This is a genomic window from Streptomyces sp. NPDC111628 (assembly GCF_055635195.1).
In genome coordinates, this window is the sequence record NZ_JBVKBZ010000007.1 from 26,772 (window position 1) to 49,795 (window position 23,024).

General features: G+C 72.5%; 26 protein-coding genes. 13 read left to right on the forward strand and 13 right to left on the reverse strand.

The annotated features are described in order from the left end of the window. Positions 1-6: 6 nt before the first annotated feature. Complete coding sequence (gene tyrS / locus ACZ7MF_RS32705; RefSeq protein WP_356861493.1) at positions 7-1,275, forward strand: tyrosine--tRNA ligase; 1,269 nt, start codon at positions 7-9, stop codon at positions 1,273-1,275. Positions 1,276-1,363: 88 nt separating this feature from the next. On the opposite strand, the gene ACZ7MF_RS32710 is transcribed toward tyrS, so the two are convergent. Next, positions 1,364-1,645, reverse strand: coding sequence for a GlsB/YeaQ/YmgE family stress response membrane protein (locus tag ACZ7MF_RS32710; RefSeq protein WP_471481884.1), 282 nt, complete (start codon positions 1,643-1,645; stop codon positions 1,364-1,366). Between the two features lie 262 nt (positions 1,646-1,907). Between ACZ7MF_RS32710 and ACZ7MF_RS32715 the strand changes: the two genes are divergently transcribed. Together ACZ7MF_RS32715 and ACZ7MF_RS32720 are read left to right on the forward strand one after the other, a co-directional pair. Further along, positions 1,908-2,306, forward strand: a complete 399-nt coding sequence (locus ACZ7MF_RS32715) for a DUF3099 domain-containing protein (RefSeq protein ID WP_471481885.1) — start codon at positions 1,908-1,910, stop codon at positions 2,304-2,306. A 224-nt stretch (positions 2,307-2,530) separates the two neighbouring features. Next, entirely contained in the window at positions 2,531-2,761 is a 231-nt protein-coding gene (locus ACZ7MF_RS32720; protein ID WP_356861499.1) for a hypothetical protein, read from the forward strand. Between the two features lie 13 nt (positions 2,762-2,774). Here ACZ7MF_RS32720 and moaA read toward each other — a convergent pair whose 3' ends face one another. The 3 genes from moaA to ACZ7MF_RS32735 form a co-directional block, all read right to left on the reverse strand. Further along, a complete protein-coding gene (gene moaA, locus ACZ7MF_RS32725; RefSeq protein ID WP_471481886.1) occupies positions 2,775-3,764 on the reverse strand; it encodes a GTP 3',8-cyclase MoaA in 990 nt (329 codons plus the stop codon). A 167-nt stretch (positions 3,765-3,931) separates the two neighbouring features. After that, positions 3,932-5,566, reverse strand: coding sequence for a solute symporter family protein (locus tag ACZ7MF_RS32730; RefSeq protein WP_471481887.1), 1,635 nt, complete (start codon positions 5,564-5,566; stop codon positions 3,932-3,934). Continuing rightward, positions 5,563-5,937: a DUF485 domain-containing protein gene (locus ACZ7MF_RS32735; protein WP_003976999.1), complete on the reverse strand. Its 375-nt coding sequence runs from the start codon at positions 5,935-5,937 to the stop codon at positions 5,563-5,565. The genes ACZ7MF_RS32730 and ACZ7MF_RS32735 overlap by 4 nt, the downstream gene beginning before the upstream one ends. A 349-nt stretch (positions 5,938-6,286) precedes the next feature. Here ACZ7MF_RS32735 and ACZ7MF_RS32740 point away from each other — a divergent pair, with 349 nt between their 5' ends. The 8 genes from ACZ7MF_RS32740 to ACZ7MF_RS32775 all read left to right on the forward strand — a co-directional run bounded on the left by ACZ7MF_RS32740 (position 6,287) and on the right by ACZ7MF_RS32775 (position 14,394). Next, complete coding sequence (locus ACZ7MF_RS32740) at positions 6,287-7,825, forward strand: S8 family peptidase (RefSeq protein WP_471481888.1); 1,539 nt, start codon at positions 6,287-6,289, stop codon at positions 7,823-7,825. Between the two features lie 87 nt (positions 7,826-7,912). Next, entirely contained in the window at positions 7,913-8,476 is a 564-nt protein-coding gene (locus ACZ7MF_RS32745) for a hypothetical protein (protein ID WP_471481889.1), read from the forward strand. Between the two features lie 50 nt (positions 8,477-8,526). After that, a complete protein-coding gene (locus ACZ7MF_RS32750) occupies positions 8,527-9,534 on the forward strand; it encodes a CopD family protein (protein ID WP_471481890.1) in 1,008 nt (335 codons plus the stop codon). Positions 9,535-9,638: 104 nt separating this feature from the next. Beyond that, a complete protein-coding gene (locus ACZ7MF_RS32755) occupies positions 9,639-10,625 on the forward strand; it encodes a DEDDh family exonuclease (protein WP_356861511.1) in 987 nt (328 codons plus the stop codon). Between the two features lie 62 nt (positions 10,626-10,687). Beyond that, complete coding sequence (locus ACZ7MF_RS32760) at positions 10,688-10,921, forward strand: hypothetical protein (RefSeq protein WP_115741443.1); 234 nt, start codon at positions 10,688-10,690, stop codon at positions 10,919-10,921. A 68-nt stretch (positions 10,922-10,989) separates the two neighbouring features. Further along, positions 10,990-11,781, forward strand: coding sequence for an SURF1 family cytochrome oxidase biogenesis protein (locus ACZ7MF_RS32765; RefSeq protein WP_471481891.1), 792 nt, complete (start codon positions 10,990-10,992; stop codon positions 11,779-11,781). Between the two features lie 64 nt (positions 11,782-11,845). Continuing rightward, on the forward strand, positions 11,846-13,633 hold the full coding sequence (locus tag ACZ7MF_RS32770; protein ID WP_471481892.1) for a glycoside hydrolase family 15 protein: 1,788 nt from the start codon (positions 11,846-11,848) through the stop codon (positions 13,631-13,633). A 5-nt stretch (positions 13,634-13,638) separates the two neighbouring features. Next, positions 13,639-14,394 (forward strand): SDR family oxidoreductase, encoded by a 756-nt coding sequence (locus ACZ7MF_RS32775; protein WP_471481893.1) that lies wholly within the window; start codon positions 13,639-13,641, stop codon positions 14,392-14,394. Between the two features lie 54 nt (positions 14,395-14,448). On the opposite strand, the gene amaP is transcribed toward ACZ7MF_RS32775, so the two are convergent. The 5 genes from amaP to ACZ7MF_RS32800 form a co-directional block, all read right to left on the reverse strand. Next, positions 14,449-15,036 carry an alkaline shock response membrane anchor protein AmaP gene (amaP, locus tag ACZ7MF_RS32780; RefSeq protein WP_356861522.1) on the reverse strand — a complete coding sequence of 196 codons (588 nt, stop codon included), beginning with the start codon at positions 15,034-15,036 and terminating at the stop codon, positions 14,449-14,451. After that, positions 15,033-15,713 carry a DUF6286 domain-containing protein gene (locus ACZ7MF_RS32785; protein ID WP_471481894.1) on the reverse strand — a complete coding sequence of 227 codons (681 nt, stop codon included), beginning with the start codon at positions 15,711-15,713 and terminating at the stop codon, positions 15,033-15,035. The genes amaP and ACZ7MF_RS32785 overlap by 4 nt, the downstream gene beginning before the upstream one ends. Continuing rightward, entirely contained in the window at positions 15,710-16,093 is a 384-nt protein-coding gene (locus ACZ7MF_RS32790; protein ID WP_356861526.1) for a hypothetical protein, read from the reverse strand. The genes ACZ7MF_RS32785 and ACZ7MF_RS32790 overlap by 4 nt, the downstream gene beginning before the upstream one ends. Continuing rightward, positions 16,090-16,275: a hypothetical protein gene (locus tag ACZ7MF_RS32795; RefSeq protein ID WP_104635968.1), complete on the reverse strand. Its 186-nt coding sequence runs from the start codon at positions 16,273-16,275 to the stop codon at positions 16,090-16,092. Before ACZ7MF_RS32795 ends, ACZ7MF_RS32790 begins: the two co-directional genes overlap by 4 nt. A gap of 73 nt (positions 16,276-16,348) precedes the next feature. After that, positions 16,349-16,831, reverse strand: a complete 483-nt coding sequence (locus tag ACZ7MF_RS32800; RefSeq protein ID WP_388513898.1) for an Asp23/Gls24 family envelope stress response protein — start codon at positions 16,829-16,831, stop codon at positions 16,349-16,351. Positions 16,832-16,918: 87 nt separating this feature from the next. On the opposite strand from ACZ7MF_RS32800, the gene ACZ7MF_RS32805 reads away from it, so the two are divergent. Continuing rightward, positions 16,919-17,695 carry a nucleopolyhedrovirus P10 family protein gene (locus ACZ7MF_RS32805; protein ID WP_471481895.1) on the forward strand — a complete coding sequence of 259 codons (777 nt, stop codon included), beginning with the start codon at positions 16,919-16,921 and terminating at the stop codon, positions 17,693-17,695. 16 nt (positions 17,696-17,711) lie between these two features. Here ACZ7MF_RS32805 and ACZ7MF_RS32810 read toward each other — a convergent pair whose 3' ends face one another. The 3 genes from ACZ7MF_RS32810 to ACZ7MF_RS32820 form a co-directional block, all read right to left on the reverse strand. Next, positions 17,712-18,515 carry an enoyl-CoA hydratase/isomerase family protein gene (locus ACZ7MF_RS32810; protein WP_471481896.1) on the reverse strand — a complete coding sequence of 268 codons (804 nt, stop codon included), beginning with the start codon at positions 18,513-18,515 and terminating at the stop codon, positions 17,712-17,714. A gap of 157 nt (positions 18,516-18,672) precedes the next feature. Continuing rightward, positions 18,673-18,894, reverse strand: coding sequence for a helix-turn-helix domain-containing protein (locus ACZ7MF_RS32815; protein WP_003976983.1), 222 nt, complete (start codon positions 18,892-18,894; stop codon positions 18,673-18,675). Between the two features lie 335 nt (positions 18,895-19,229). After that, entirely contained in the window at positions 19,230-20,828 is a 1,599-nt protein-coding gene (locus tag ACZ7MF_RS32820) for an ABC-F family ATP-binding cassette domain-containing protein (protein ID WP_471481897.1), read from the reverse strand. A 246-nt stretch (positions 20,829-21,074) separates the two neighbouring features. On the opposite strand from ACZ7MF_RS32820, the gene ACZ7MF_RS32825 reads away from it, so the two are divergent. Then, positions 21,075-21,488 (forward strand): VOC family protein, encoded by a 414-nt coding sequence (locus ACZ7MF_RS32825; RefSeq protein WP_471481898.1) that lies wholly within the window; start codon positions 21,075-21,077, stop codon positions 21,486-21,488. 32 nt (positions 21,489-21,520) lie between these two features. On the opposite strand, the gene ACZ7MF_RS32830 is transcribed toward ACZ7MF_RS32825, so the two are convergent. After that, complete coding sequence (locus ACZ7MF_RS32830; protein ID WP_471481899.1) at positions 21,521-22,939, reverse strand: hypothetical protein; 1,419 nt, start codon at positions 22,937-22,939, stop codon at positions 21,521-21,523. Positions 22,940-23,024 lie beyond the last annotated feature (85 nt).

Below are 23,024 nucleotides of genomic sequence, written 5' to 3' on the forward strand. Positions count from 1 at the left end.
AGAACCGTGACGGACATCGTCGACGAGCTGAAGTGGCGCGGGCTGTTCGCCCAGTCCACCGACGAGGACGCTTTGCGCAAGGCGCTCGCGGACGGTCCCGTCACGTTCTATTGCGGTTTCGACCCGACCGCGCCGTCCCTGCACGTGGGGCACCTGGTGCAGGTGCTCACCGTGCGCCGGCTCCAGCAGGCCGGGCACCGGCCGCTGGCGCTGGTCGGCGGGGCCACGGGCCAGATCGGCGACCCGCGCCCGACCGCGGAGCGCACGCTGAACTCGCCGGAGACCGTCGCGGGCTGGGTCCGGCGGCTGCGCGGCCAGATCGAGCCGTTCCTGTCCTTCGAGGGCGAGAACGCCGCGGTGATGGTGAACAACCTCGACTGGACCGAGGGCCTGTCGGCGATCGAGTTCCTGCGGGACATCGGCAAGCACTTCCGGGTCAACAAGATGCTGACCAAGGACTCCGTCGCCCGGCGTCTGGAGTCCTCCGAGGGCATCAGCTACACGGAGTTCAGCTACCAGCTGCTTCAGGCGATGGACTTCCTCCAGCTCTACCGGAGGTACGGCTGCACGATGCAGCAGGGCGGCAGCGACCAGTGGGGCAACCTCACGGCCGGCCTCGACCTGCTGCACCGGCTGGAGCCGGACGCGTCGGTGCACGCCTACGCGACGCCGCTGATGACCAAGGCGGACGGCACCAAGTTCGGCAAGACCGAGGGCGGCGCCGTCTGGCTCGACCCGGAGATGACGACGCCGTACGCGTTCTACCAGTTCTGGCTGAACGTGGACGACCGGGACATCTCGACGTACCTGCGCATCCTGTCCTTCCGCTCCCGTGCGGAGCTGGAGGAGCTGGAGCGGCAGACCGAGGAGCGTCCGCAGGCCCGGGCCGCGCAGCGGGCGCTGGCCGAGGAGCTGACGACGCTGGTGCACGGCGCCGGTCAGACGGCCGCCGTGATCGCCGCGTCCAAGGCCCTCTTCGGCCAGGGCGACCTGGCGGAGCTGGACGAGGCGACACTGGCCGCGGCCCTCTCCGAGCTGCCGCACGTCCGGGTCGCCGAGCCGGCCCCGGTCGTCGACCTGTTCGCCGAGGTGGGCCTGGTGGCCAGCAAGTCCGCCGCCCGCCGCACGGTGAAGGAGGGCGGCGCCTACGTGAACAACGCCAAGGTCACCGGCGAGGACGCCGTCCCCGCCAAGGAGGACCTGCTGCACGGGCGCTGGCTGGTGCTGCGCCGCGGCAAGAAGAACCTGGCCGCGGTGGAGATCACCGGCGCCTGAACGGGCGCACGCGCGAGGGGCGGTCTCCGGGCAGCCGTACGGCGCCGGAGACCGCCCCTTCGCCGTACGGGACGGGTTCGGAGCGGGGTCAGGCCCGTTCGCGTCGCCTGTTGCCGCGTACCGACGCGTAGGCCGCGTCGCCGAGGCCGACCACGATGATCGCCGCCACCAGCTGGAACAGGTGCCGCCACCAGTCGATACCGGAGGTCGCCTCGACACCGGCCGCCCGGGCGATCGCGTTGCCGATGATCGCGCCGATCATGCCGCAGATGGTGGTCAGCCACAGCGGCATGTGCTGCTTGCCGGGAATGATCGCCTTGGCGATCAAGCCGAGCACGAATCCCACGATGATCGCCCACAACCAGCCCATGGCTGCCTCCTCGTCCGGCTCTACGCGAGCATTGCCACCAGTGTTCGGGCGTACCGCGTACGGCGCATGCCGCGTACGGCCGAACGGGGTACCGGCGCCCGGCCGGGTGGCGCAGGCGGTCCGGCCGGACCGGGGGTGCCCCGGTCTCGTGAGCGGCGCAGGCGCGGCGTAACGTGGAGAGTTGTCCGGGACCGGAGTCCCCGAGCGGCCGCGGACGAGAGCGGGGCGGGGAGAGTCCGATGCGGGCGGATGGTGGAACCAGATGCGGAAGCAGAGTGCCGACGGCAGTGCCGAGGTGTTCCGGATCACCGGGGCCCGGACGGGCCTCCAGGAGGACGTCCGCGGGCGGCAGCGGCGGTACATCATCTCGATGTCGATCCGTACGGCCTCGGTGATCCTCGCGGTCTGCCTGTGGAACGTGGAACGGCACGTCGCGATCGTGGCCCTGATCGTCGGGGCCGCCCTGCCGTACATCGCGGTCGTGATCGCCAACGCCGGGCGCGAGAACGCGCCATCCTTGCCGTCGACGTTCGTGACGGCGCCGACCCCGCCGATGATCATGCCGCCGCGGGCCGGGAACGGTGCGGCGGAATCCGTCCCGGAGGGCGCGACCGCCGATCCGGGGCCGGGTGCGGCCGGTGAGCAGCGCGGCCGACCGTGACCGCGGCGCCTCCCGCGCGGCGGCGTCGATTCCGCGCCAGGCCGAAGAAATGCTCAGATGAATCGTGTTGTTCCGGTGCCGGGCGATGGGTGAGCCGTGACATACTTCGTACGCGCTCCGCATCCCCCGTCGGAGCGACGGACCGACGCCGGGCAGCTCCCCCCGTGGCTGCTCGGCGTCGCCTTGTGTGCGGACCCTCGTGCGTGGACCTGTGAGACGAAACCGTGAGTGACGAAACCACCCCGATCTGCTCCGCCAAGGGCTGCCGCACCCCCGCCGTGTGGGTGCTGGCGTGGAACAACCCGAAGATCCACACTCCGGAGCGCCGCAAGACCTGGATCGCGTGCGACGAGCACCGCGAGCACCTGTCCCAGTTCCTCGGGGTGCGGGACTTCCTGAAGGACGTGGTCCCGCTCGCCGAGTGGGAAGCCCCGGAGGATTCCGGCAGGCCTTGAGGGGATCCTGCTTCTAGCCTCCGATCGCCGACATCGGGCGGTCGGGCTGGACGAAGGTCGGGTCGTCGAGGCCCGCGCCCGCCTTCTTGCCCCACATGGCCAGGCGCCAGATGCGGGCGACCTCCTCGTCGGGGGCGTCGGAGCGCAGGGCCGCGCGCAGGTCGGTCTCCTCGGTGGCGAACAGGCAGGTGCGCACCTGGCCGTCGGCGGTCAGGCGGGTGCGGTCGCAGGCCGAGCAGAACGGGCGGGTGACGGAGGCGATGACGCCGACGCGGTGCGGGCCGCCGTCCACCAGCCAGCGTTCGGCGGGGGCCGAGCCGCGCTCCTCGGAGCCCTCGGCGGTCAGCTCGAAGCGGGTGCGCAGGGAGGTCAGGATGTCACCGGCGGTGACCATGCCCTCGCGCTTCCAGCCGTGCTGGGCGTCCAGGGGCATCTGCTCGATGAAGCGCAGTTCGTAGTCGTGCTCGACGGCCCAGGCGAGCAGGTCGGGGGCCTCGTCGTCGTTGAGCCCCGGCATCAGGACGCTGTTGACCTTGACGGGGGTGAGTCCGGCCTCGCGGGCGGCTTCCAGGCCCTCCAGGACGTCCTTGTGGCGGTCCCGGCGGGTGAGGGTCTTGAAGACGTCCGGGCGCAGGGTGTCCAGCGAGACGTTGACCCGGTCCAGGCCCGCTGCCTTCAGGGCCGTGGCCGTGCGCCTGAGGCCGATGCCGTTGGTGGTGAGGGACATCTGCGGGCGCGGGGTCAGAGCGGCGACGCGCTCGACGATGCCGACCAGACCGGGGCGCAGCAGCGGCTCGCCGCCGGTGAAGCGGACTTCCTCGATGCCGAGGGAGGTCACCGCGATGTCGATGAGGCGGACGATCTCGTCGTCCGTGAGCAGGTCGGGCTTGGCGAGCCACTGGAGGCCCTCTTCGGGCATGCAGTAGGTGCAGCGCAGGTTGCAGCGGTCGGTGAGCGAGACCCTCAGGTCGGTGGCCACTCGGCCGTAGGTGTCGATGAGCACGTGGGCCCCCTCCCTCGACGCGGATCGGCGGAGCACTTCTCTCCTCCGACACCGTCGAGCCTACGTGACCGGTCCGACATCGACAGCCGCCCGATCCCACGACGCACGACGCGGCCGCGTCGTAGGGATCTACGAGCGGCCGCGCCGATACCGGTCGGGCGAGGGCGTCAGTGCGCTCCGGTGCCGGTCAGGGACCGGACCTCCAGCTCCGCGTACTTCGCCTTGTCGGGCTCCTCCTTCGACAGGACCGTGCCGAGCCAGCCCATCAGGAAGCCGAACGGGATCGAGATGATGCCCGGGTTCTTCAGCGGGAACCAGGCGAAGTCGACGTCCGGGAACATCGCCTTCGGGTCGCCGGAGACGACGGGCGAGAACAGCACCAGACCGACGGCGACGATCAGGCCGCCGTAGATCGACCACAGGGCGCCCTGGGTGGTGAACCGCTTCCAGAACAGGCTGTAGAGGATCGTCGGCAGGTTGGCCGAAGCGGCGACGGCGAAGGCCAGGGCGACCAGGCCGGCCACGTTCAGGTCGCGGGCGAGGGCGCCGAGCGCGATGGAGACGATGCCGATGAAGACGGTCGCCCAGCGGGCCGCCCGCATCTCCTCCTTCTCCGTGGCCTGGCCCTTGCGGATGACGTTGGCGTAGATGTCGTGCGCGAAGGACGAGGACGAGGCGAGGGTGAGGCCCGCGACGACGGCGAGGATGGTCGCGAAGGCCACCGCCGAGATCGTGGCGAGCAGGATCGCGCCCCAGGCCGAGTCGACGCCGCCGACGTGCAGCGCGAGCAGGGGCGCCGCCGTGTTGCCGGACGGGTTGGACGCGACGATCTCGTCCTTGCCGACGAGCGCCGCGGCGCCGAAGCCGAGGGCGATGGTCATCAGGTAGAAGGCGCCGATGATGCCGATCGCCCAGTTCACGGACTTACGGGCGGCCTTGGCGTTGGGCACCGTGTAGAAGCGGATCAGGATGTGCGGCAGGCCGGCGGTGCCGAGCACCAGGGCGATGCCCAGGGAGATGAAGTCCAGCTTGGTGGTGCCGCTCCCGCCGTACTGGAGGCCGGGCTCCAGGAACGCGGAGCCCGCACCGCTGTTCTCCGCGGCCTTGCCGAGCAGGTCGGAGATGTTGAAGTCGAACTTCAGCAGCACCAGGAAGGTGATCAGGATGGTGCCGCCGATCAGCAGCACGGCCTTGACCATCTGGACCCAGGTGGTGCCCTTCATGCCGCCGATGGTGACGTACACGATCATCAGGATGCCGACGAGGGCGACGATGAGGATCTTGCCGGCGTCGGAGGTGATGCCGAGCAGCAGCGAGACCAGGATGCCCGCGCCCGCCATCTGGGCCAGCAGGTAGAAGATCGAGACGACGATCGTGGAGGTGCCGGCGGCGGTGCGCACCGGGCGCTGGCGCATGCGGTAGGCGAGGACGTCGCCCATCGTGTAGCGGCCGGAGTTCCTGAGCGGCTCGGCGACCAGGAGCAGGGCGACCAGCCAGGCGACCAGGAAGCCGATGGAGTAGAGGAAGCCGTCGTAGCCGAAGAGGGCGATGGCGCCGGCGATGCCGAGGAAGGACGCGGCCGACATGTAGTCGCCGGAGACGGCGAGGCCGTTCTGGAAGGCGCTGAACTGGCGGCCGCCCGCATAGAAGTCGGCGGCGTCCTTGGTCTGGCGGCCCGCCCAGACGGTGATGCCGAGCGTCGCGAGGACGAAGACCGCGAAGAGCGTGATGATGAGCGGCCGGTGCTCGCTGGCCTCGTTGGCGGCCAGCTCGGCGGCGAAAACGGACTGTGCGGGGCTCATGCGCCGCCCTCCATCCGGGTCTTGATGGCCTCGGCCTTGGGGTCGAGCTTCGCGGCGGCGTGCCGCGAGTACCACCAGGCGATGAGGAACGTGGTGACGAACTGGGCGATGCCGAAGACGAACGCGACGTTGATGTTGCCGAACAGCTTGGTGCCCATGAAGCCGCCGGCGTAGTTCGACAGCAGCACGTAGAGCAGGTACCAGGCCACGAAGGCGACGGTCAGCGGAAACGCGAAGGAGCGGAAGGAGCGGCGCAGTTCGGCGAACTCGGCGCTCTGCTGCACTTCGGAGAACTCCTCGGCGGAGGGGAGTCGGTGTTCCTCTTGCGAGGGGGGCTCCTCTTTCGAGGGGGGCGGTGCGTCGGTGGCCACGGAGTCTCCTCGTACGACGGACATGACGGCTTGGACCTCGGTGTTCTCGCAGGGGGCTGATCGTGCTCGGGCTCCCTGTCCAACGACACGGCGCCCCGCGGGGACCGGTTCAACACCCGTGGCACTTTCCGAAGTCACCCTCGGCGGGTCATTGCTGGCCAGCGACTTCGGGGGATAGCTTCACCCTGCACCACTACGTCATGTACCTGCCCGATTACCCGTGCCCGGGCGGGTGCCGTTCTGCCGGATGATGTGGAGAACCCATGGATCATCTGCGTTCCGCGCGCGATCCGCGCTCCAGACGCCGGCTCGTTTCCCGAGTTTTCCCGACGGACTGGAGACACCACGCATGACCGCTCCCCTCTCGCGTCACCGCCGCGCCCTCGCGATCCCGGCCGGCCTGGCCGTGGCCGCCTCGCTCGCGTTCCTGCCGGGCACCCCGGCCGCCGCGGCACCCGCGGCGGAGGCCGCCCCTTCGACGGCGGCGGACGCGACCTCGCTCAGCTACGTCGTCAACGTCGCCCCCGGGCACCGTCCTTCGGCCACCGTGCGGCGGGCGATAGCCAAGGCGGGCGGCACGATCGTCACGTCGTACGACCGGATCGGCGTGATCGTCGTCCACTCCGCCAACCCCGACTTCGCCAAGACCGTCCGCAAGGTGCGCGGCGTGCAGTCGGCCGGTGCCACCCGCACCGCGCCGCTGCCCTCGGCCGCCACCACCGACACGGGCGCGCCGCAGGTGCTCGGCGGCGAGGAACTGGCCGCCGCCAAGGCCTCCTCCGCGAAGGCCGAGGGCCAGGACCCGCTGGAGTCGCTCCAGTGGGACCTGCCCGCCATCAAGGCGGACAAGGCGCACGAGAAGTCGCTGGGCAGCAAGAAGGTGACCGTCGCCGTCATCGACACCGGCGTCGACGACACCCACCCGGACATCGCCCCGAACTTCGACCGGCAGGCGTCCGTCAACTGTGTGGCGGGCAAGCCGGACACCACCGACGGCGCCTGGCGGCCGAGCGCGGCGGAGAGCCCGCACGGCACCCACGTGGCCGGGGAGATAGCCGCCGCCAAGAACGGCATCGGCATGACCGGCGTGGCGCCCGGGGTGAAGGTGGCCGGCATCAAGGTCTCCAACCCCGACGGCTTCTTCTACACCGAGGCCGTGGTCTGCGGCTTCATGTGGGCGGCCGAGCACGGCGTCGACGTGACCAACAACAGCTATTACACCGACCCGTGGTACTTCAACTGCAAGGACGACCCGGACCAGAAGGCGCTCGTCGAGGCGGTCTCGCGGGCGTCGCGGTACGCGGAGAAGAAGGGCGCGGTCAACGTCGCCGCGGCCGGCAACGAGAACTACGACCTCACCTCCGACGAGATCACCGACCCGTCCTCGCCCAACGACACCACGCCCGGCGACCGGACCGTCGACCCGTCGAAGTGCCTGGACATCCCGACCCAGCTGCCGGGCGTCGTGACGGTCGCGGCGACCGGTGCGAAGGGCCTCAAGTCGTCCTTCTCCAACCACGGCCTGGGTGTCATCGACATCGCCGCGCCCGGCGGCGACTCGACGGCCTACCAGACGCCGGAGCCGCCCGCCACGAGCGGCCTGATCCTGGGCACGCTGCCCGGCGGCAAGTGGGGCTACATGGCCGGTACGTCGATGGCCTCCCCGCACGTCGCGGGCGTCGCCGCCCTCATCAAGTCGACGCACCCGTACGCCTCCCCCGCCATGGTGAAGGCCCTGCTGTACGCCGAGGCCGACGCCACGGCGTGCACCGACCCCTATGACATCGACGGCGACGGCAAGGTCGACGCGGTGTGCGAGGGCCCGAAGAACCGCAACGGTTTCTACGGCTGGGGCATGGCCGACGCGCTGGACGCGGTGACCTGGTAACCGGTAGGCGTACCCGAGCGTGATGCGGGGGCGGCGGTCCGGTTCCCACCCGGGCCGCCGTCCCCGTCGTGCGGCAGTATCTTCCTCATGGACACTTACGAGGATCCCGCCACCTGGGGGCCCGAACCGGTGCGCCCCCGCTGGGCGCCGGCCCTGAGGTTCGTCGCGACCCTCCTGTTCTTTCCGCTGCTGTGCGCGTTCTGGCTGGCAGTGGCAGCGGTGCTCTTCGTGGTGGGTCTGTTCGCCGACGGGATCGCCGCGGTCAGTGAGGGCTTCGGGCGCGGCTACATGCGGTTCATGGACGACGTCCTCGGTGGCATAGCCCGGCTGGGCTCCTGGTGTGTGACGTGGCCCGAGCTGCGGCACGAGGGCGACACCGCCCACTACCGTGCGCGGGTCGACAAGGCCGTCGGCATCTGGACCGAGCAGGCCTCCGCCCCGCGCGAGCCGAAGAAGGCGCGGCCGCCCGTGGAATGCGAGATACCCCGACGCGTCTACCGCGGCGTCGGCGGACGGTACGTCGCCGAGGTCGCCCTCGCCCAGGGGTGGGAGCTGCGCCCCACGGACGTGCGCAAGGAGGTGCGGCTGTGGTGGTCGGCCGCTTCCCACCCGCAGGACGCGTCCGCGGCCGACACGGCACGGGACTCGTGAGGGCGACGGCGGAACTTGCCCGGATCTGGTGACTTGGTGAAGATCCTGGGGTGACCTCGATACGACCCCCGTCCCGGACCACCGACACCGGACGCCACTCACGGCCCTCCGGCACCGGCCGGACGGTCGCCGTACTCGTCCTGGTGGCACTGGGCGCGCTGATACCCGTGCTCGGCCCCTCCTCCGCCCTGCACGGCACCGGGGAGGCCGAGGCACCCGGCACCGGCGGCATCGCCCTGCTGCGCACGGTGCTCTTCGCCGCGCTGAGCGTTCCGCTCGGCGAACTCTTCGCGAACCGGCTGGCCCGGTCGCTGCCCGGCGCTCCCGGAGACCGGCCCCGCAGCTGGTCGCCGTACGCGGCCGCCGTCGGTCTCGTCGCCGCGCTGGGGCTGGCCTCGGTCGTGGCCACGGGCAACCTGGTCCCGGGCTCCGTCGCCGACATCGACGTCGGTGGTCTCTACGAGTCCCGCGACGGCAAGCTCGCACTGCTGGAGGTCAACGGATTCCTCGCGGCCTGGCTGTGCGCGACCTCGCGGCGGCCTGGACTCCAGGTGTGGCCGCTGGCCGCGGTGATCGTCGCGGACGCGCTGCGCGCCCACCCCACGACCGAGTACAGCCCGCTGCTCGGCGCCGGACTGACCCTCGTCCATCTGACGTGCGCCTCCCTGTGGGTGGGCGGTCTGCTGTACGTGCTGCGGACCCTGCGGCGCTGGGGGGCGGCGGAGGCGGGGCCCGCCCTGCTGGGGCTCTACGCGCGCGTGGCGGCCGTTCTGCTGGCGGCCCTCACGGCCACCGGGGTGGGCAGTTCGCTGCGCCGGATGCCGGCGGGCACGATCCTGGACCAGCTGACGGACACCGCTTACGGGCGGGTCCTGCTGGCCAAGGTGCTCCTGGTGGCCGCCGTCGCCGCCCTCGCGCTGTGGGCCAGGATCCGGCTGAGCCGCGCGGCCGACCCGCTGGCCGCCTGCTCCCCCGCGCGCGGGGAGGTCGTCGCGCTGGGCGTGGTGGTGGCGGTGTCGGGGCTTCTGACGGCCCTTCCGGTGCCGATCCGTTGGTGAGTGCGCCCGCACGGTGCCGCAACCCTCCCCCGGCGCCCGGAACTTGACGGACGGGGGCACCTGCGGGACCGGAGTGTCGGTCCCGGCCCGTATCCTCATTGACCATGCTCGAAGACCGCACGACCGCAGCGCCGCCCGCCACGGCGTGGCCGACCGCGTATCCCCAGGGGTACGCGGTCGTCGACGTGGAGACCACCGGCCTGGCCCGCGACGACCGCATCATCTCGGCGGCCGTCTACCGGCTGGACGCCCGCGGCGAGGTCGAGGACCACTGGTACACCCTGGTCAATCCGCAGCGCGATCCGGGCCCGGTGTGGATACACGGTCTGACCAGCGACGTACTCCGGGACGCGCCGCTCTTCCCGGACGTCGCCGAGGAGTTCGCGGCCCGGCTCGACGGGCGGGTCCTCGTCGCGCACAACGCGGTCTTCGACTGGCAGATGATCGCCCGTGAGTACGCGCGCGCGGAGCGCGAGGCGCCGGTGCGTCAACGCCTGTGCACCATCGCGCTGTCCAAGGCGCTGGACCTGCCGCTGCCCAACCACAAGCTGGAGTCGCTGGCCGCGCACTTCGGCGTCGTGCAGCAGCGGGCGCACCACGCGCTGGACGACGCCCGGGTGCTGGCGGAGGCGTTCCGGCCGAGTCTGCTCGCCGCGGCGGCCGGGGACGTGCGGCTGCCCCTGCACGAGTGCCGGCCGCTGACCGAGTGGTCGGACCGGCCCGCGCCCCGGATCGGGCAGCAGGCGGGCTACGGAAGCTACCGGCCGACCAGTTGGCGCCCCTCCCGCAAAAGGCCCGCATGCCCCTATCCCAACCCGGGCCGGTACGAAGAGGGCAAACGGCTCAAGCAGGGCATGCGGGTCGCCTTCTCGGGTGACACCTCCGTCGAGCGCGACCTGCTGGAGGACCGCGCCGTCGAGGCGGGGCTGCACGTCGCGACCAGCCTGTCCCGGCTGACCAGCCTGCTGGTCACCAACGACCCGGACTCGGGCACCTCCAAGGTGGTCAAGGCCCGCCAGTTCGGCACTCCGGTGGTGGACGAGGCGGCCTTCGGGCAGCTGCTCGCGGACGTCGACCCCGCGGACGGGTGATTCCGGGCGACTCGCCCGGCGCCCGCTCGCCCGCGTCGCGGTGACGGCCCACCCTGTGGCCCATGGCGACATGTGAAGTCTGCGGCAACAACTACGGAATGACCTTCGAGGTCCACGCCCAGGGAGCGGTGCACGTCTTCGACTGCTTCTCCTGCGCGATCCACCGGATGGCCCCCCTCTGCGAGCACTGCCGGGTGCAGATCATCGGCCAGGGCGTCGAGGTCGAGGGCCACTGGTTCTGCGGCGCCCACTGCGCCCGCGCGGAGGGGAGGGCGGGGATCGTCGACAAGGTCTGAGCTCCGCCGCCGGGCGTGAGCCCGTACCCGCCGCGTGACGCCCCACGACCGAGTTGTACCGTCGTGGGGTGTACCGCTTCCTGTTGTCCCGCCAGTGGGTGATCCTCACGCTGGTCGCCGTGCTGCTCATCCCCACGATGATCAAGCTGGGCTTCTGGCAGATGCACCGCTACGAGGAGCGCACCGCCCGGAACGACCTGGTCGCGCGCGCGCTCGAAGCCTCGCCGGCGCCCGTGGAGTCGCTGACCGCGCCCGGCAAGAAGATCACCACACGTGAGCGGTACCGCACCGTCACCGCGGAGGGCCGCTTCGACACGGACCGCGAGGTCGTCGTCCGCCGCCGCACCGACGGCGACGACAACATCGGCTACCACGTACTGACCCCGTTCGTGCTGAACGACGGCAAGGTCCTGCTGGTCAACCGGGGCTGGATCCCCGCGGACGGCCCGAGCCAGACCGCGTTCCCGAAGGTCCCGGCACCGCCCCGGGGCGAGCTGACCCTCACCGGCCGGCTGATGCCCGACGAGACGACCGAGGCGAGCGGCATCAAGGACCTCGAGGGCCTCCCGGACCGGCAGATCATGCTCATCAACAGCGAGCAGCAGGCCGAGCGCCTGGACGCCCGGGTGCTCGGCGGATACGTCGTCCTGGAGACGCCGGAGCCGACGAACGACACTCCGGAGCCCATCGGCAAGCCCGGCAACGAGAACGCCGCGCTGAACTTCGCCTACGCGATCCAGTGGTGGCTGTTCGCCGCGGCCGTACCGGTCGGCTGGTGGTTCCTGGTCCGCCGCGAGAGGCGCGACCGGGAGGCCGCCGAGGACGTGGAGCCCGCGGAGGCGGAACCCGTGACGGTGTAGCAGCGCGGCGGGAGCGCGCGGGCGAATCCGATTGCTCCGGCCGAGGCCGGGAAGAGGTCAACCCGTGCACCCCCGCATCGAGGACTACGCGCTCATCGGCGACCAGCAGACCGCGGCCCTGGTCTCCACGGACGGCTCCGTGGACTGGCTGTGCCTGCCCCGCTTCGACTCGGCCGCCTGCTTCGCCAAACTGCTCGGCGACGAGGACAACGGCCACTGGCGCGTCGCCCCCAAGGGCGCGGAGCGCTGCACTCGGCGCGCCTACCGGCCGGACACTCTCGTCCTGGACACCGAGTGGGAGACCGAGGACGGTGCGGTCCGCGTCACCGACCTGATGCCCCAGCGCGACCGCGCCCCCGACCTCGTCCGCATCGTGGAGGGACTGAGCGGCGAGGTCACCGTGCACAGCGTGCTGCGGCTGTGCTTCGACCACGGCTCGATCGTCCCGTGGGTGCGCAGGGCCGACGGGCACCGGGTGGCCGTCGCCGGGCCGGACTCGGCGTGGCTGCGCAGCGAGCCCGAGGTGCACAGCTGGGGCCAGGACTTCGGGACGCACGCGGAGTTCACCGTCGCCGCGGGCGAGAAGGTCGCGTTCGTGCTGACCTGGCACCCCTCGCACGAGCCCCGGCCGCCGCTGGTCGACCCGTACATGTCGCTGGAGCACAGCGTCGAGGACTGGCGCGAGTGGGCGGCACGCTGCCGCTACGACGGCCCGCACCGGGAGGCCGTGGTCCGTTCCCTGATCACGCTGAAGGCACTCACGTACAAGCCCACCGGCGGCATCGTGGCGGCCCCCACCACCTCGCTGCCGGAGGAGCCGGGCGGCGTGCGCAACTGGGACTACCGCTTCTGCTGGCTGCGCGACTCCACGCTCACCCTGGGCGCCCTGCTGTCGGCGGGCTACCTGCAGGAGGCCGAGGCGTGGCGCGACTGGCTGCTGCGCGCGGTCGCGGGCAACCCGGCGGACCTGCAGATCATGTACGGCGTCGCGGGCGAGCGGCGGCTGCCCGAGTCCGAGCTGCCGTGGCTGTCCGGCTTCGCCGGGTCCACGCCGGTACGGATCGGCAACGACGCGGTGAACCAGCTCCAGCTGGACGTGTACGGCGAGGTCATGGACTCCCTGTCGCTGGCCCGGCTGGCGGGGATGCGTGCCCGGCCGCAGATGTGGGAGTTGCAGTGCGCCCTGATGGAGTTCCTGGCCACGGTGTGGCGGGAGCCGGACGAGGGGCTGTGGGAGGTGCGGGGCGGGCGCCGGCAGTTCGTGCACTCGAAGGTGATGACGTGGGTGGCCCTGGACCGGGCGGTGCGCACGCTGGAGGACCGTCCCGAGCTGGGCGGCGGTGACCTCGACGGCTGGCGGGCGCTGCGCGACGAGGTGCATCGCGAGGTGTGCGAGAAGGGCTACGACCCGGTGCGCAACACGTTCACCCAGTACTACGGCTCACGGGAGCTGGACGCCTCGCTGCTGCTCGTGCCGCGCGTGGGCTTCCTGCCGCCGGACGACCCGCGTGTGGTCGGCACGGTCGACGCGATCGGCGCGGAACTGACCCGGGACGGCCTGGTGCGGCGCTACAGCACCGAGGGCGCTCCCGTCGACGGCCTGCCGGGCGGCGAGGGGACGTTCCTGGTGTGCTCGTTCTGGTACGCGGACGCGCTGCACGCGACCGGCCGGACGAAGGAAGCCCGGGAGCTGTTCGAGCGGCTGGTGGGGCTCGCCAACGACGTGGGACTGCTGGCCGAGGAGTACGACCCGGTGGCCGGACACCAGCTCGGCAACTTCCCGCAGGCCTTCAGCCACGTCGGCCTGGTGAACACGGCCCTCGCCCTGTTCGGGGGCGAGGGGGCAGGATAGGGGCCATGGATCTTGGACTGAAGGACCGGGTGTACGTCGTCACGGGTGCCACCCGGGGCCTGGGCAACGCCGCCGCACGCGAGTTGGTCGCCGACGGGGCGAAGGTGGTCGTCACGGGGCGGGACGAGAAGAGCGTCGCTCAGGCGGCCTCGGCGCTGGGGCCGGACGCGGTCGGGGAGGCCGCGGACAACGCCGACCCGGAGGCCGCGGGGCGGCTGATCGCCACCGCCCGTGAGCGCTTCGGGCGTTTCGACGGCGTACTGATCAGCGTGGGCGGGCCGCCGCCCGGGTTCGTCGCCGACACCACGGACGAGCAGTGGCAGTCGGCGTTCGAGTCGGTGTTCCTCGGCGCGGTGCGGCTGGCCCGGGCGGCGGCGGCCGAGCTGGCGGACGGCGGGGTGATCGGGTTCGTGCTGTCGGGCTCGGTGCACGAGCCGATCCCGGGCCTGACCATCTCCAACGGTCTGCGCCCCGGTCTCGCGGGCTTCGCCAAGTCCCTCGCCGACGAGCTGGGTCCGCGGGGCATCCGCGTCGTCGGCCTGCTGCCGGGCCGCGTCGACACCGACCGGGTGCGCGAGCTGGACGGGCTGTCCGCGGACCCGGCGGCGACCAGGGCGGCCGCCGAGTCCCGCATCCCGCTGCGCCGCTACGGCGCCCCGGAGGAGTTCGGCCGCGCGTCCGCGTTCCTGCTCTCCCCCGCGGCCTCGTACGTCACGGGCGTGATGCTGCCGGTGGACGGCGGCGTGCGGCACGGGTTCTGAGAAACCGGCCGGGCAGGACCCGGGCGGCACCGACGTCCGCGCCGACCGCCTCCCTCAGTTGACCCGCTCGGCCCCGTGCTTGACGCCACGGAGCTGGACCTCCGCCGGGAGGGAGGTGAGGTTCGCCGAGTCGCGGGCGTGGGCCAGGGCCCGGGTGGTGAGGTCGTGCAGGGCCGTGCCGGGGTCCACGTGCGGGGCCAGGAGCAGCCGGACGCGGGTCGCCGGGGCGTCGCGGCGGCCGGTGAGCCGGACACCGGCCCGTTCGACCCCGTCCACCCGGTCCGCCTCACCGGCGAGGACGTCCTCCAGTGCCCTGCCGCGCAGCGTGGCGCCCTCACCGTCCCCGGTGTCGACGAGGACCTCGGTGAGCCTGCGCCGGCGTACCACCGCGACCAGCCACCACAGGGCGAGCAGCAGCAGGACGGCGAGCGCGGCGATGACGACCGGCCACCACCAGCCGGCCTCCCGCCACCGGGTCCGTTCGGCGTTGCTCAGCAGCACGTCGTGCGGCCCCTGGTGGACCCACCAGGAGGGTGCCGGGGCGTCGAACCCCACGGCCAGCACCGCGCCGCCGAGGGCCAGCAGGACCAGCCCTGCCAGTGCGGTCAGTACCCGGTTCACCGTCCTGAGCACCGCGTTCACCCCTTCCGTCCGGGGCGCGCCACCCGCAGCGACACGGCGGGCGGCCGGGCCAGACCGAGGCCGCGCACCGCGTCGTCGAGCACACCGTCGAGGTCGGCCCGTACGTCGTCCAGTTCCCGGAAGTGCGACAGTGCCCGTACCCGGGCCCGGCGGCGGCGCATCCGCACCCGCGCCGACTGCACCCCGGAGACCTCCATGGCACGGTCGCGCAGCACCGTGGCGGCGGCGTCCCGGTGCAGTCCGGCACGTACGTCCGGGTGCGTGCGCCGCATCGGCAGCACCCGGCGCAGTCCGGGGGTGAGGGCCAGCAGGAGCAGCCAGAGCCCGAGGGCCGCGGCGACGCCCGCGCCGACCAGCACCCAGGTGTCGTCGACGGGCCGTTCGGCGAGCTGCCGGGCCAGGTCGCGGCGCCAGCCGAGCGCGGACCGGCCGGCGCGCACGGCGGCGACGTCGTAGAGGAAGGCCCCGGCGAGCAGCAGGAGCAGCAGCGCGACGAGGCCGGCGGGGACGCGGCGCACGGACCAGAAGCGGCCGGCCCGTCCGCTCCCGGACGCGTCCGGGGGGCCGGGCTCGTGCCGGTCCGGCGGCGGTGCCGCACCCGGCCGGCTGCCGCGTTCCACGACGGGCAGGCGCTGGGTGCTGCCCTCTCCCGTCCCGGAGTCGTGCGGCTCGCTCATCGCGTCCTCCCGTGCCTCGCGCCGTACTGCGCCGACAGGTGCAGCCGCTCCACCTGGACGGCGACCTCCGGCACCGCCATGCCCACCAACGCACGTACCCGCTGGACGACTTGGTGACGCACCTGGCCGCAGCGGGCGCCGATGTCGCACGGGTAGTCGAGTTCGAGGTGGACCCGGACGTGTGCGGTGTCGTGGTGGACGTCGACGGTGGCGTACGGCCGTGCGGCGTCCGGGTGGAGCGGGCCGAGCGCCTCGCGGGCCGCCCGGGCGGCGACCTTGGCGACGACCCGGTCGGCGATCCGCGTGGCGCCGCGCTCGCCCGGTGCCACGCGGGCCAGGGGTTCGAGGAGCTCACCGGCTCCATCGCTCACGCCGGTCACCGCCGCCGGTCGTCGCGGGTACGGAAGAAGTCACCGAGGTCCATGTCCCCCTCCAGGAAGCGGCCGACGACGAACCCGACGGCCCCCAGGGCCGCCACCAGCAGGAAGGCACCGAACCCGCCGAAGTATCCGGCGAAGCCCAGTGCCATGCCGGCGATCATGCCGACCACGGCCATGCTCATGGTGCGCTCCCCTCATTCACCGATTCACTCACCGATCAGTCAGCGTTCAGTCCGTGTTCCGTCAGCGTCCGTGTCACCTGATCCGGGGCTCCGGTTCCTCGTCCTCCTCGTCGGGCAGCTTCACGTCGCTCACCGCGATGTTGACCTCGACGACCTCCAGCCCGGTCATCCGCTCCACCGCCGCCACCACGTTCTCCCGCACGTCCCGGGCCACGTCCGCGATCGACACGCCGTACTCGACGACGATCTCCAGGTCGAGGGCGGTCTGCTTCTCGCCGACCTCGGCCTTCACCCCGCGCGTCACCCCGGACTTGGTCCCGCCGGGCACCCGGTCGCGCACGGCGCCGAAGGTGCGCGACATTCCGCTGCCCATCGCGTGCACACCGGCGACGTCGCGGGCCGCCATTCCGGTGATCTTCTCCACGACGCCGTCGGCGATGGTGGTCCGTCCCCGGGTGCCGGGGTCTCCGCCGCCGCGCCGCATCGTCTGGCCCTTGGCCGTACCGGGGGTCTCGATCGTGTCCTGCCCGCTCCGGTGGCTCTCCATGTCGCTCATCGCCGTACGTCCCTTTCGGTCGTAGTCCTGTGCCCACGTTAGGCGGGGTTGCGGTGGCTCGCGCCACGGATGCGGCAGGCTGGAGGAATGACGACGGCGGACCGGTGGACGCGGGCGGTGCGGGAGCAGCTGGGTCTCGGCAGGCTGCTGCCGCTGGGCGGCCCGCGGGACGGCGCCTGGATCGCCGAGCGGGCGGCCCGGGAAGTGCTGCTGGCGGCGGCCCGGGGTGTGACGGGGGTGCGTCCGGGTGACCTGCGGATCGGCTCGGCCGACCCGGACGCCGTACGGGAGCCCGCCGTGCCGTCCCCGCCGGGCGCCCTGCCGCCCGGTCCGCTGCGGGTGACCGCCGACTTCGCCGCGGTGGTGGGACCGACGGCGTCCGCGGAGCCCCTGCCGGCGACGGCCGCGCGCCTGCGAGGCGCACTGACGGAGGCGGCGGCAGCGCGGATCGGCCTCGCGGTGCCGGACGTGGACCTGCGGGTGACCGGCCTGCTCGACGGGACTCAGAGCCCGGAGGCGGGCGACGGGCCCGGGCCGGGACCCTCCGACGAGCCCGACGAGTCCGACGAGGCGGGCGGTGAGAGGGATGACAAAGGCGGCGGCAGTGGCGACGAGGGGCGCGTCGCCCGGGCCGCGCTGACGGTGCCGGGTGTGGTGCGGCTGACGGGCGTACTGGGCCGTCCGGTGCACGTGACGGAGCCGCCGACGGAGGAAGGGGCCCTGCCGCGCCGCCATGTCCGGGTGGAGCTGGCGGTGCACGCGGACCACCGGGCCGTCGAGGTGGCCCGGCGGGTCCGCGCGGTGGTGTCCGAGGCGCTGCCGGACCGGCCGTCGGTGGCGGTGGTGGTGACGGACGTCGGCTGAGAGGTTGTCGGCGCCGTTACTCGCCGAGCCCCGCCAGGTCGCGCAGCCGGCGGCCCTGGGCGGCCCGTTCGGCGGTGCGCTGGGTCTCCCAGTCCCGCGTCAGGGCGCCCTGGAGCAGCGCCTTGGTCTCGACGACCGCGTCGCGCGGTGCGGCCAGGATCGCGGACACCAGGTCGTGCACGGCGGGGTCGAGCTGGTCCGCGGGCACGGCGAGGTTGGCCAGGCCGGTGCTCACGGCCTCCTCGGCCGCGACGAAGCGCCCCGTCGCGCAGATCTCCAGCGCACGGGCGTACCCGACCAGGGACACCAGGGGATGCGTGCCCGTCAGGTCCGGCACCAGGCCCAGGCTGGTCTCGCGCATGGCGAACTGCACGTCGTCCGCGACGACCCGCAGGTCGCAGGCAAGGGCCAGCTGGAAGCCCGCCCCGATGGCGTGCCCCTGCACGGCGGCGACCGACACGAGGTCGCTGCGCCGCCACCAGGTGAACGCCTCCTGGTACTCGGCGATGGTCGCGTCCAGCTCGGCGTCGCCGCCCCGCGCGAGGTCGATGAACGACGGTTCGCCGTCGAAGCCCTCGGGCGTGAACGCCTGCCGGTCGAGCCCGGCCGAGAAGGACTTGCCCTCGGCCCGCAGCACCACGGCGCGAACGGAGCCCGGCAGCAGCCGGCCCGCCTCGGCGAGCGCCCGCCACAGAGCGGGGCTCTGCGCGTTGCGTTTGGCCGGGTTGGTCAGCGTCACCGTGGCGATCGCGTCGTCGACGGTGAGCCGCACGCCGTCCTGGTCGAGTGCGGGACCGGGGTCGTGGGCGGGCGAAGCCATGGGGCGCCTCCGAAAGGTGCGGTCGTCGTCCCCGCCGCGCGCCGGACGGTGCGCCGTGCGACGGCAGGGCTAAGTGACTGCACAGTAACCACCCGGACGGTCGGACGACCGACCGGGTGGCCACCGTCACTTTCGGAGTCGGGGGCCGCCCGGGACGTCAGGCCGAAGTGGCCTTCTTGCCCCGGGTAGCCCCGCCACGCCCTCGGAGCGTGACGCCCGACTCGCTGAGCATGCGGTGCACAAAGCCATACGAGCGGCCGGTTTCCTCGGCCAACGCCCGGATGCTCGCACCGGCGTCGTACTTCTTCTTCAGGTCTGCCGCGAGCTTGTCGCGCGCGGCGCCGGTAACCCGGCTGCCCTTCTTCAGAGTCTCGGCCACCCGTGCCTCCTCATGGGAAGTGCGCTCTGGTCTCCTCATGATCACCCCTCCAGGCCCTCCTGGCCACCCATTCGGCAAGGTCGATGAGACAAGGTTGTGACGACAGGAGCGAGTCCCCACATACGGAATCCGCGATTCCAGAGAATCGGGCGGGTTCGGCCGAACGGGTTTCTCCGCGAAATTCCAGGTCAGAAAGGCGTCGCGGCCGAGGCCCCGGCAATGGGGGCCCCGGCCGCGAATTCGATGTAGGACACACCTCTTGATGAGGAGATCTCACACAGATGGTGGATCACGGATCGGCCGAATGATCCATAACCAGTGGATCATCCATTCGATCAAGCGAGGGCGACGAGGTCCGCGTAGTCGGCGCCCCACAGGTCCTCGACGCCGTCCGGAAGCAGAATGATCCGCTCCGGCTGGAGCGCCTCGACGGCGCCCTCGTCGTGGGTGACGAGGACGACGGCGCCCTTGTAGGTGCGCAGCGCGCCGAGGATCTCCTCGCGGCTGGCCGGGTCGAGGTTGTTGGTGGGCTCGTCGAGGAGCAGCACGTTCGCCGAGGACACCACGAGGGTGGCCAGGGCGAGGCGGGTCTTCTCGCCGCCGGAGAGGACACCCGCGGGCTTGTCGACGTCGTCGCCGGAGAACAGGAACGAGCCCAGCGTCTTGCGGACCTCGACGAGGTCGAGGTCGGGGTTGGCCGAGCGCATGTTCTCCAGGACGGTGCGCTCGGGGTCGAGGGTCTCGTGCTCCTGCGCGTAGTAGCCGAGCTTGAGTCCGTGGCCCTCGATGACCTCTCCGGTGTCGGGCTTCTCGGCGCCGCCGAGGAGACGGAGCAGGGTCGTCTTGCCCGCGCCGTTGAGGCCGAGGATGACGACGCGCGAACCCTTGTCGATGGCCAGGTCGACGTCGGTGAAGATCTCCAGCGATCCGTACGACTTCGACAGACCCTCGGCCATGAGCGGGGTCTTGCCGCACGGGGACGGCTCGGGGAAGCGCAGCTTGGCCACCTTGTCGGACTTCCGCTCGGCCTCCAGGCCGGCCAGCAGCTTGTCGGCCCGGCGGGCCATGTTCTGCGCGGCGACGGTCTTGGTGGCCTTGGCGCGCATCTTGTCGGCCTGCGAGTGCAGCGCGGACGCCTTCTTCTCGGCGTTCTGACGCTCGCGCTTGCGGCGCTTCTCGTCGGCCTCGCGCTGCTGCTGGTAGAGCCGCCAGCCCATGTTGTAGACATCGATCTGGGAGCGGTTGGCGTCCAGGTAGAACACCTTGTTGACGACCGTCTCGACCAGGTCGACGTCGTGGGAGATCACGATGAAGCCGCCGCGGTAGGTCTTCAGGTAGTCGCGCAGCCAGATGATCGAGTCGGCGTCGAGGTGGTTGGTCGGCTCGTCGAGCAGCAGGGTGTCGGCGTCCGAGAACAGGATCCTGGCCAGCTCGATACGGCGGCGCTGACCGCCGGAGAGCGTGTGCAGGGGCTGGCCGAGCACCCGGTCGGGCAGGTTGAGCGCGGCGGCGATGGTGGCGGCCTCGGCCTCGGCGGCGTATCCGCCCTTGGTCAGGAACTCGGTCTCCTGACGCTCGTACTGCCTGAGCGCCTTCTCACGGGTGGCGCCCTGGCCGCTGGCGATGCGCTGTTCGTTGTCACGCATCTTGCGGATCAGGGTGTCCAGGCCGCGGGCGGACAGGATGCGGTCGCGGGCGAGCACGTCGAGGTCGCCGGTGCGCGGGTCCTGCGGGAGGTAGCCGACCTCGCCGGAGCGGGTGACGGCACCGGCGGCGGGCTGGCCCTCGCCGGCCAGGACCTTGGTGAGGGTGGTCTTGCCGGCGCCGTTGCGGCCGACCAGGCCGATGCGGTCGCCCTTGGCGACGCGGAAGGTGGCGCTCTCGATGAGGACACGGGCACCGGCGCGCAGCTCGATGCCGGAGGCGGAGATCACGGTCAGACTCCTGGGCGGGTGGTTGGCGGGGATGGGCGGCTGTGGAGGTTCCCGCCGCTCTAATGCACGAGGAGAATGGCCATGAGGGCCAGTCTAACGGGGCGGTGCAACCGCTTTTCCCCGCCGGGCGTCGGCCGGGCGTTGTCAGTGGGCGGTGCAAGACTGGGCGAACGAGTCCAAAGCGCCCTTCGGGCCACGGGCTCGGTCAGTCAGGACGGACCACCGGATCAGAGGGAAGTGATCGGCATGGCAGGCAACGCGGGCGGCAGCCCGAGCATCTGCCCGACGCTCCAGTACGTGGACGCCAAGGCGGCGATCCGACAGCTCACCGAGGCCTTCGGCTTCACCGAACTCGCGGTGTACGAGGGCGAGGACGGCTCGGTGGCCCACGCCGAGCTGGCCCAGGGCAACGGCGCGGTCATGCTCGGTTCGAAGGGCAGGGGCGGCCGCTTCGACGAGGCGATGAAGGGCGGAGGCCCCGCGGGGGTGTACGTGGTGGTGGCGGACGTCGACGCCCATCACCGGCGGGCGGTGGAGCACGGCGCGGAGATCCTGATGCCCCCGACCGACCAGGACTACGGCTCGCGCGACTACATGGCCCGCGACCTGGAGGGCAACGTCTGGAGCTTCGGGACGTACGCGCCGGAGGTACGCGGGTAGCCTCCGGCGGTTCGCCCGTCGGGGCCGGCGGGTCAGCTGCCCCCGGTGTGGACCTGGAAGGCCGCCCGGCGTACGGCCTTGGCCAGGGCGGGGTCCGGGTGCGCGGCGGCCAGCGCCACCAGGACCTGCACGGTGCGGGGGTGGCCGACCGCGCGGACCTCGTCGAGCAGGGCCGGGACGGTGGCCTGCACCGCCGACTCCAGGTGCCGCACCAGCAGCGGGGCCTCCCCGTGGTCGGCGACGGCGGCCGCGGTGTCGACCCACAGCCAGGTGGCCTCGGGGCGGGTGAGGACCTCGTGGGCGTCCTCGGGGTCGGCGCCGTCGTGCTCGGCCAGCCACAGCAGGGCGTACGGCCTCAGCGTCGGCTCGTCCAGGACGCCGCGGACGTCGGGCTCGGCGGGTGCGCCGACGACGCGCAGCGCCTCGAAGGCGAGGCCGCGCAGCAGGGCGTCCTCGCCGCGGGCGGCGCCGAGCAGTTCGGCGACGGCGCTGCCGACGGGGCGGGCGGCGAGCCAGGCCCGGTACTCGGCGCGGGCGGCGTTGGGGCGGAGCCGGCCGCAGCCGCGGAGCATGCCCTCGGCCGACTGCTCGATATTGCCGGCCGGGCTCTGCGCGGCGACGCAGATCTGCTCCAGCTTGACCCAGACCGCCCAGCTGCCGAGCGGGGTGAGCGTGGCCTGTCCGTCGCCGCAGGTGAGGGCGCCGACGGCGGCGAGGGCGTGCAGGGCCCAGTCGAGGAGGGGGGCGAGCGCGGTGTCGGTGGCCGGGGCCGGGTCCGGCTCGGCGCCCGGGGTGCCGGGTTCGAGCCGGGGGCCGTAGGGCACCTCGCAGCGTTCGGTGCGCAGCTCGGTGACGCGCTGCTCCAGCAGGTCCAGGAGCTGCGCCACCGGGACGGGTCCGGCGGACAGCTGGAGGAAGGAGAGCACCTGGGGCATCGCGGAGACGACCTCGGCGACCGCGCCGGGCTCCTGTCCGGCGGGCTCGGGGTGGGCGAGCGACCAGGCGTCGAAGAGGGCGACCCAGCCGCGCAGCACGGCGCTGTCGTCCCGGTTCCAGGCGCGCAGCCGCCAGCCGGGGCGGGCGGTGTCGCCGTGCACCTCGACCAGTCCGGCGAGGCGGGCCGTGTCCCAGTCGGCGCGGACCCTGGCCACGGGCAGGCCCAGCTCGCGGGCCGCGTGGTCGGCGGTGGCGTCGGACAGGGTGGCCTTGCCGTCGGCGGTCGCACTGCCGCGGCCGGGGCCGAGTGCGGAGTCGGCCCAGCGGGCGACGCGGGCCGCGTCGGCAAGGCCGGAGCGCGCCATTCCGGCCAGCTCCGAGCGGGCCGGTGTACCTTCCGGGGGGCGCGGCGCGGGGCGGCGCGGACGCCGCTGATTCATCGCTTGGGGGGCGGCGGCCAGGGGTCGCGGGCGGACGAGTCGAAGCCTGGAGTCGCGCGGGATACGGGACGTCACGGGTGCAGTCTTCCGGTTGACGGTCCGAAAACCCAAACGGAATGCCCCGGCGGCCTCCCGGAACGGGGGACGCGGGGGCCCGGCG

What these genes read in the sequence shown, in the direction of transcription:
- ACZ7MF_RS32710 (WP_471481884.1), bottom strand. Translation starts at nt 1,645, where the DNA reads ATGGGCTGGTTGTGGGCGATCATCGTGGGATTCGTGCTCGGCTTGATC.
- ACZ7MF_RS32715 (WP_471481885.1), top strand. Translation starts at nt 1,908, where the DNA reads ATGCGGAAGCAGAGTGCCGACGGCAGTGCCGAGGTGTTCCGGATCACC.
- ACZ7MF_RS32730 (WP_471481887.1), bottom strand. Translation starts at nt 5,566, where the DNA reads ATGAGCCCCGCACAGTCCGTTTTCGCCGCCGAGCTGGCCGCCAACGAG.
- ACZ7MF_RS32740 (WP_471481888.1), top strand. Translation starts at nt 6,287, where the DNA reads ATGACCGCTCCCCTCTCGCGTCACCGCCGCGCCCTCGCGATCCCGGCC.
- ACZ7MF_RS32745 (WP_471481889.1), top strand. Translation starts at nt 7,913, where the DNA reads ATGGACACTTACGAGGATCCCGCCACCTGGGGGCCCGAACCGGTGCGC.
- ACZ7MF_RS32755 (WP_356861511.1), top strand. Translation starts at nt 9,639, where the DNA reads ATGCTCGAAGACCGCACGACCGCAGCGCCGCCCGCCACGGCGTGGCCG.
- ACZ7MF_RS32760 (WP_115741443.1), top strand. Translation starts at nt 10,688, where the DNA reads ATGGCGACATGTGAAGTCTGCGGCAACAACTACGGAATGACCTTCGAG.
- ACZ7MF_RS32775 (WP_471481893.1), top strand. Translation starts at nt 13,639, where the DNA reads ATGGATCTTGGACTGAAGGACCGGGTGTACGTCGTCACGGGTGCCACC.
- ACZ7MF_RS32785 (WP_471481894.1), bottom strand. Translation starts at nt 15,713, where the DNA reads ATGAGCGAGCCGCACGACTCCGGGACGGGAGAGGGCAGCACCCAGCGC.
- ACZ7MF_RS32795 (WP_104635968.1), bottom strand. Translation starts at nt 16,275, where the DNA reads ATGAGCATGGCCGTGGTCGGCATGATCGCCGGCATGGCACTGGGCTTC.
- ACZ7MF_RS32800 (WP_388513898.1), bottom strand. Translation starts at nt 16,831, where the DNA reads ATGAGCGACATGGAGAGCCACCGGAGCGGGCAGGACACGATCGAGACC.
- ACZ7MF_RS32805 (WP_471481895.1), top strand. Translation starts at nt 16,919, where the DNA reads ATGACGACGGCGGACCGGTGGACGCGGGCGGTGCGGGAGCAGCTGGGT.
- ACZ7MF_RS32810 (WP_471481896.1), bottom strand. Translation starts at nt 18,515, where the DNA reads ATGGCTTCGCCCGCCCACGACCCCGGTCCCGCACTCGACCAGGACGGC.
- ACZ7MF_RS32825 (WP_471481898.1), top strand. Translation starts at nt 21,075, where the DNA reads ATGGCAGGCAACGCGGGCGGCAGCCCGAGCATCTGCCCGACGCTCCAG.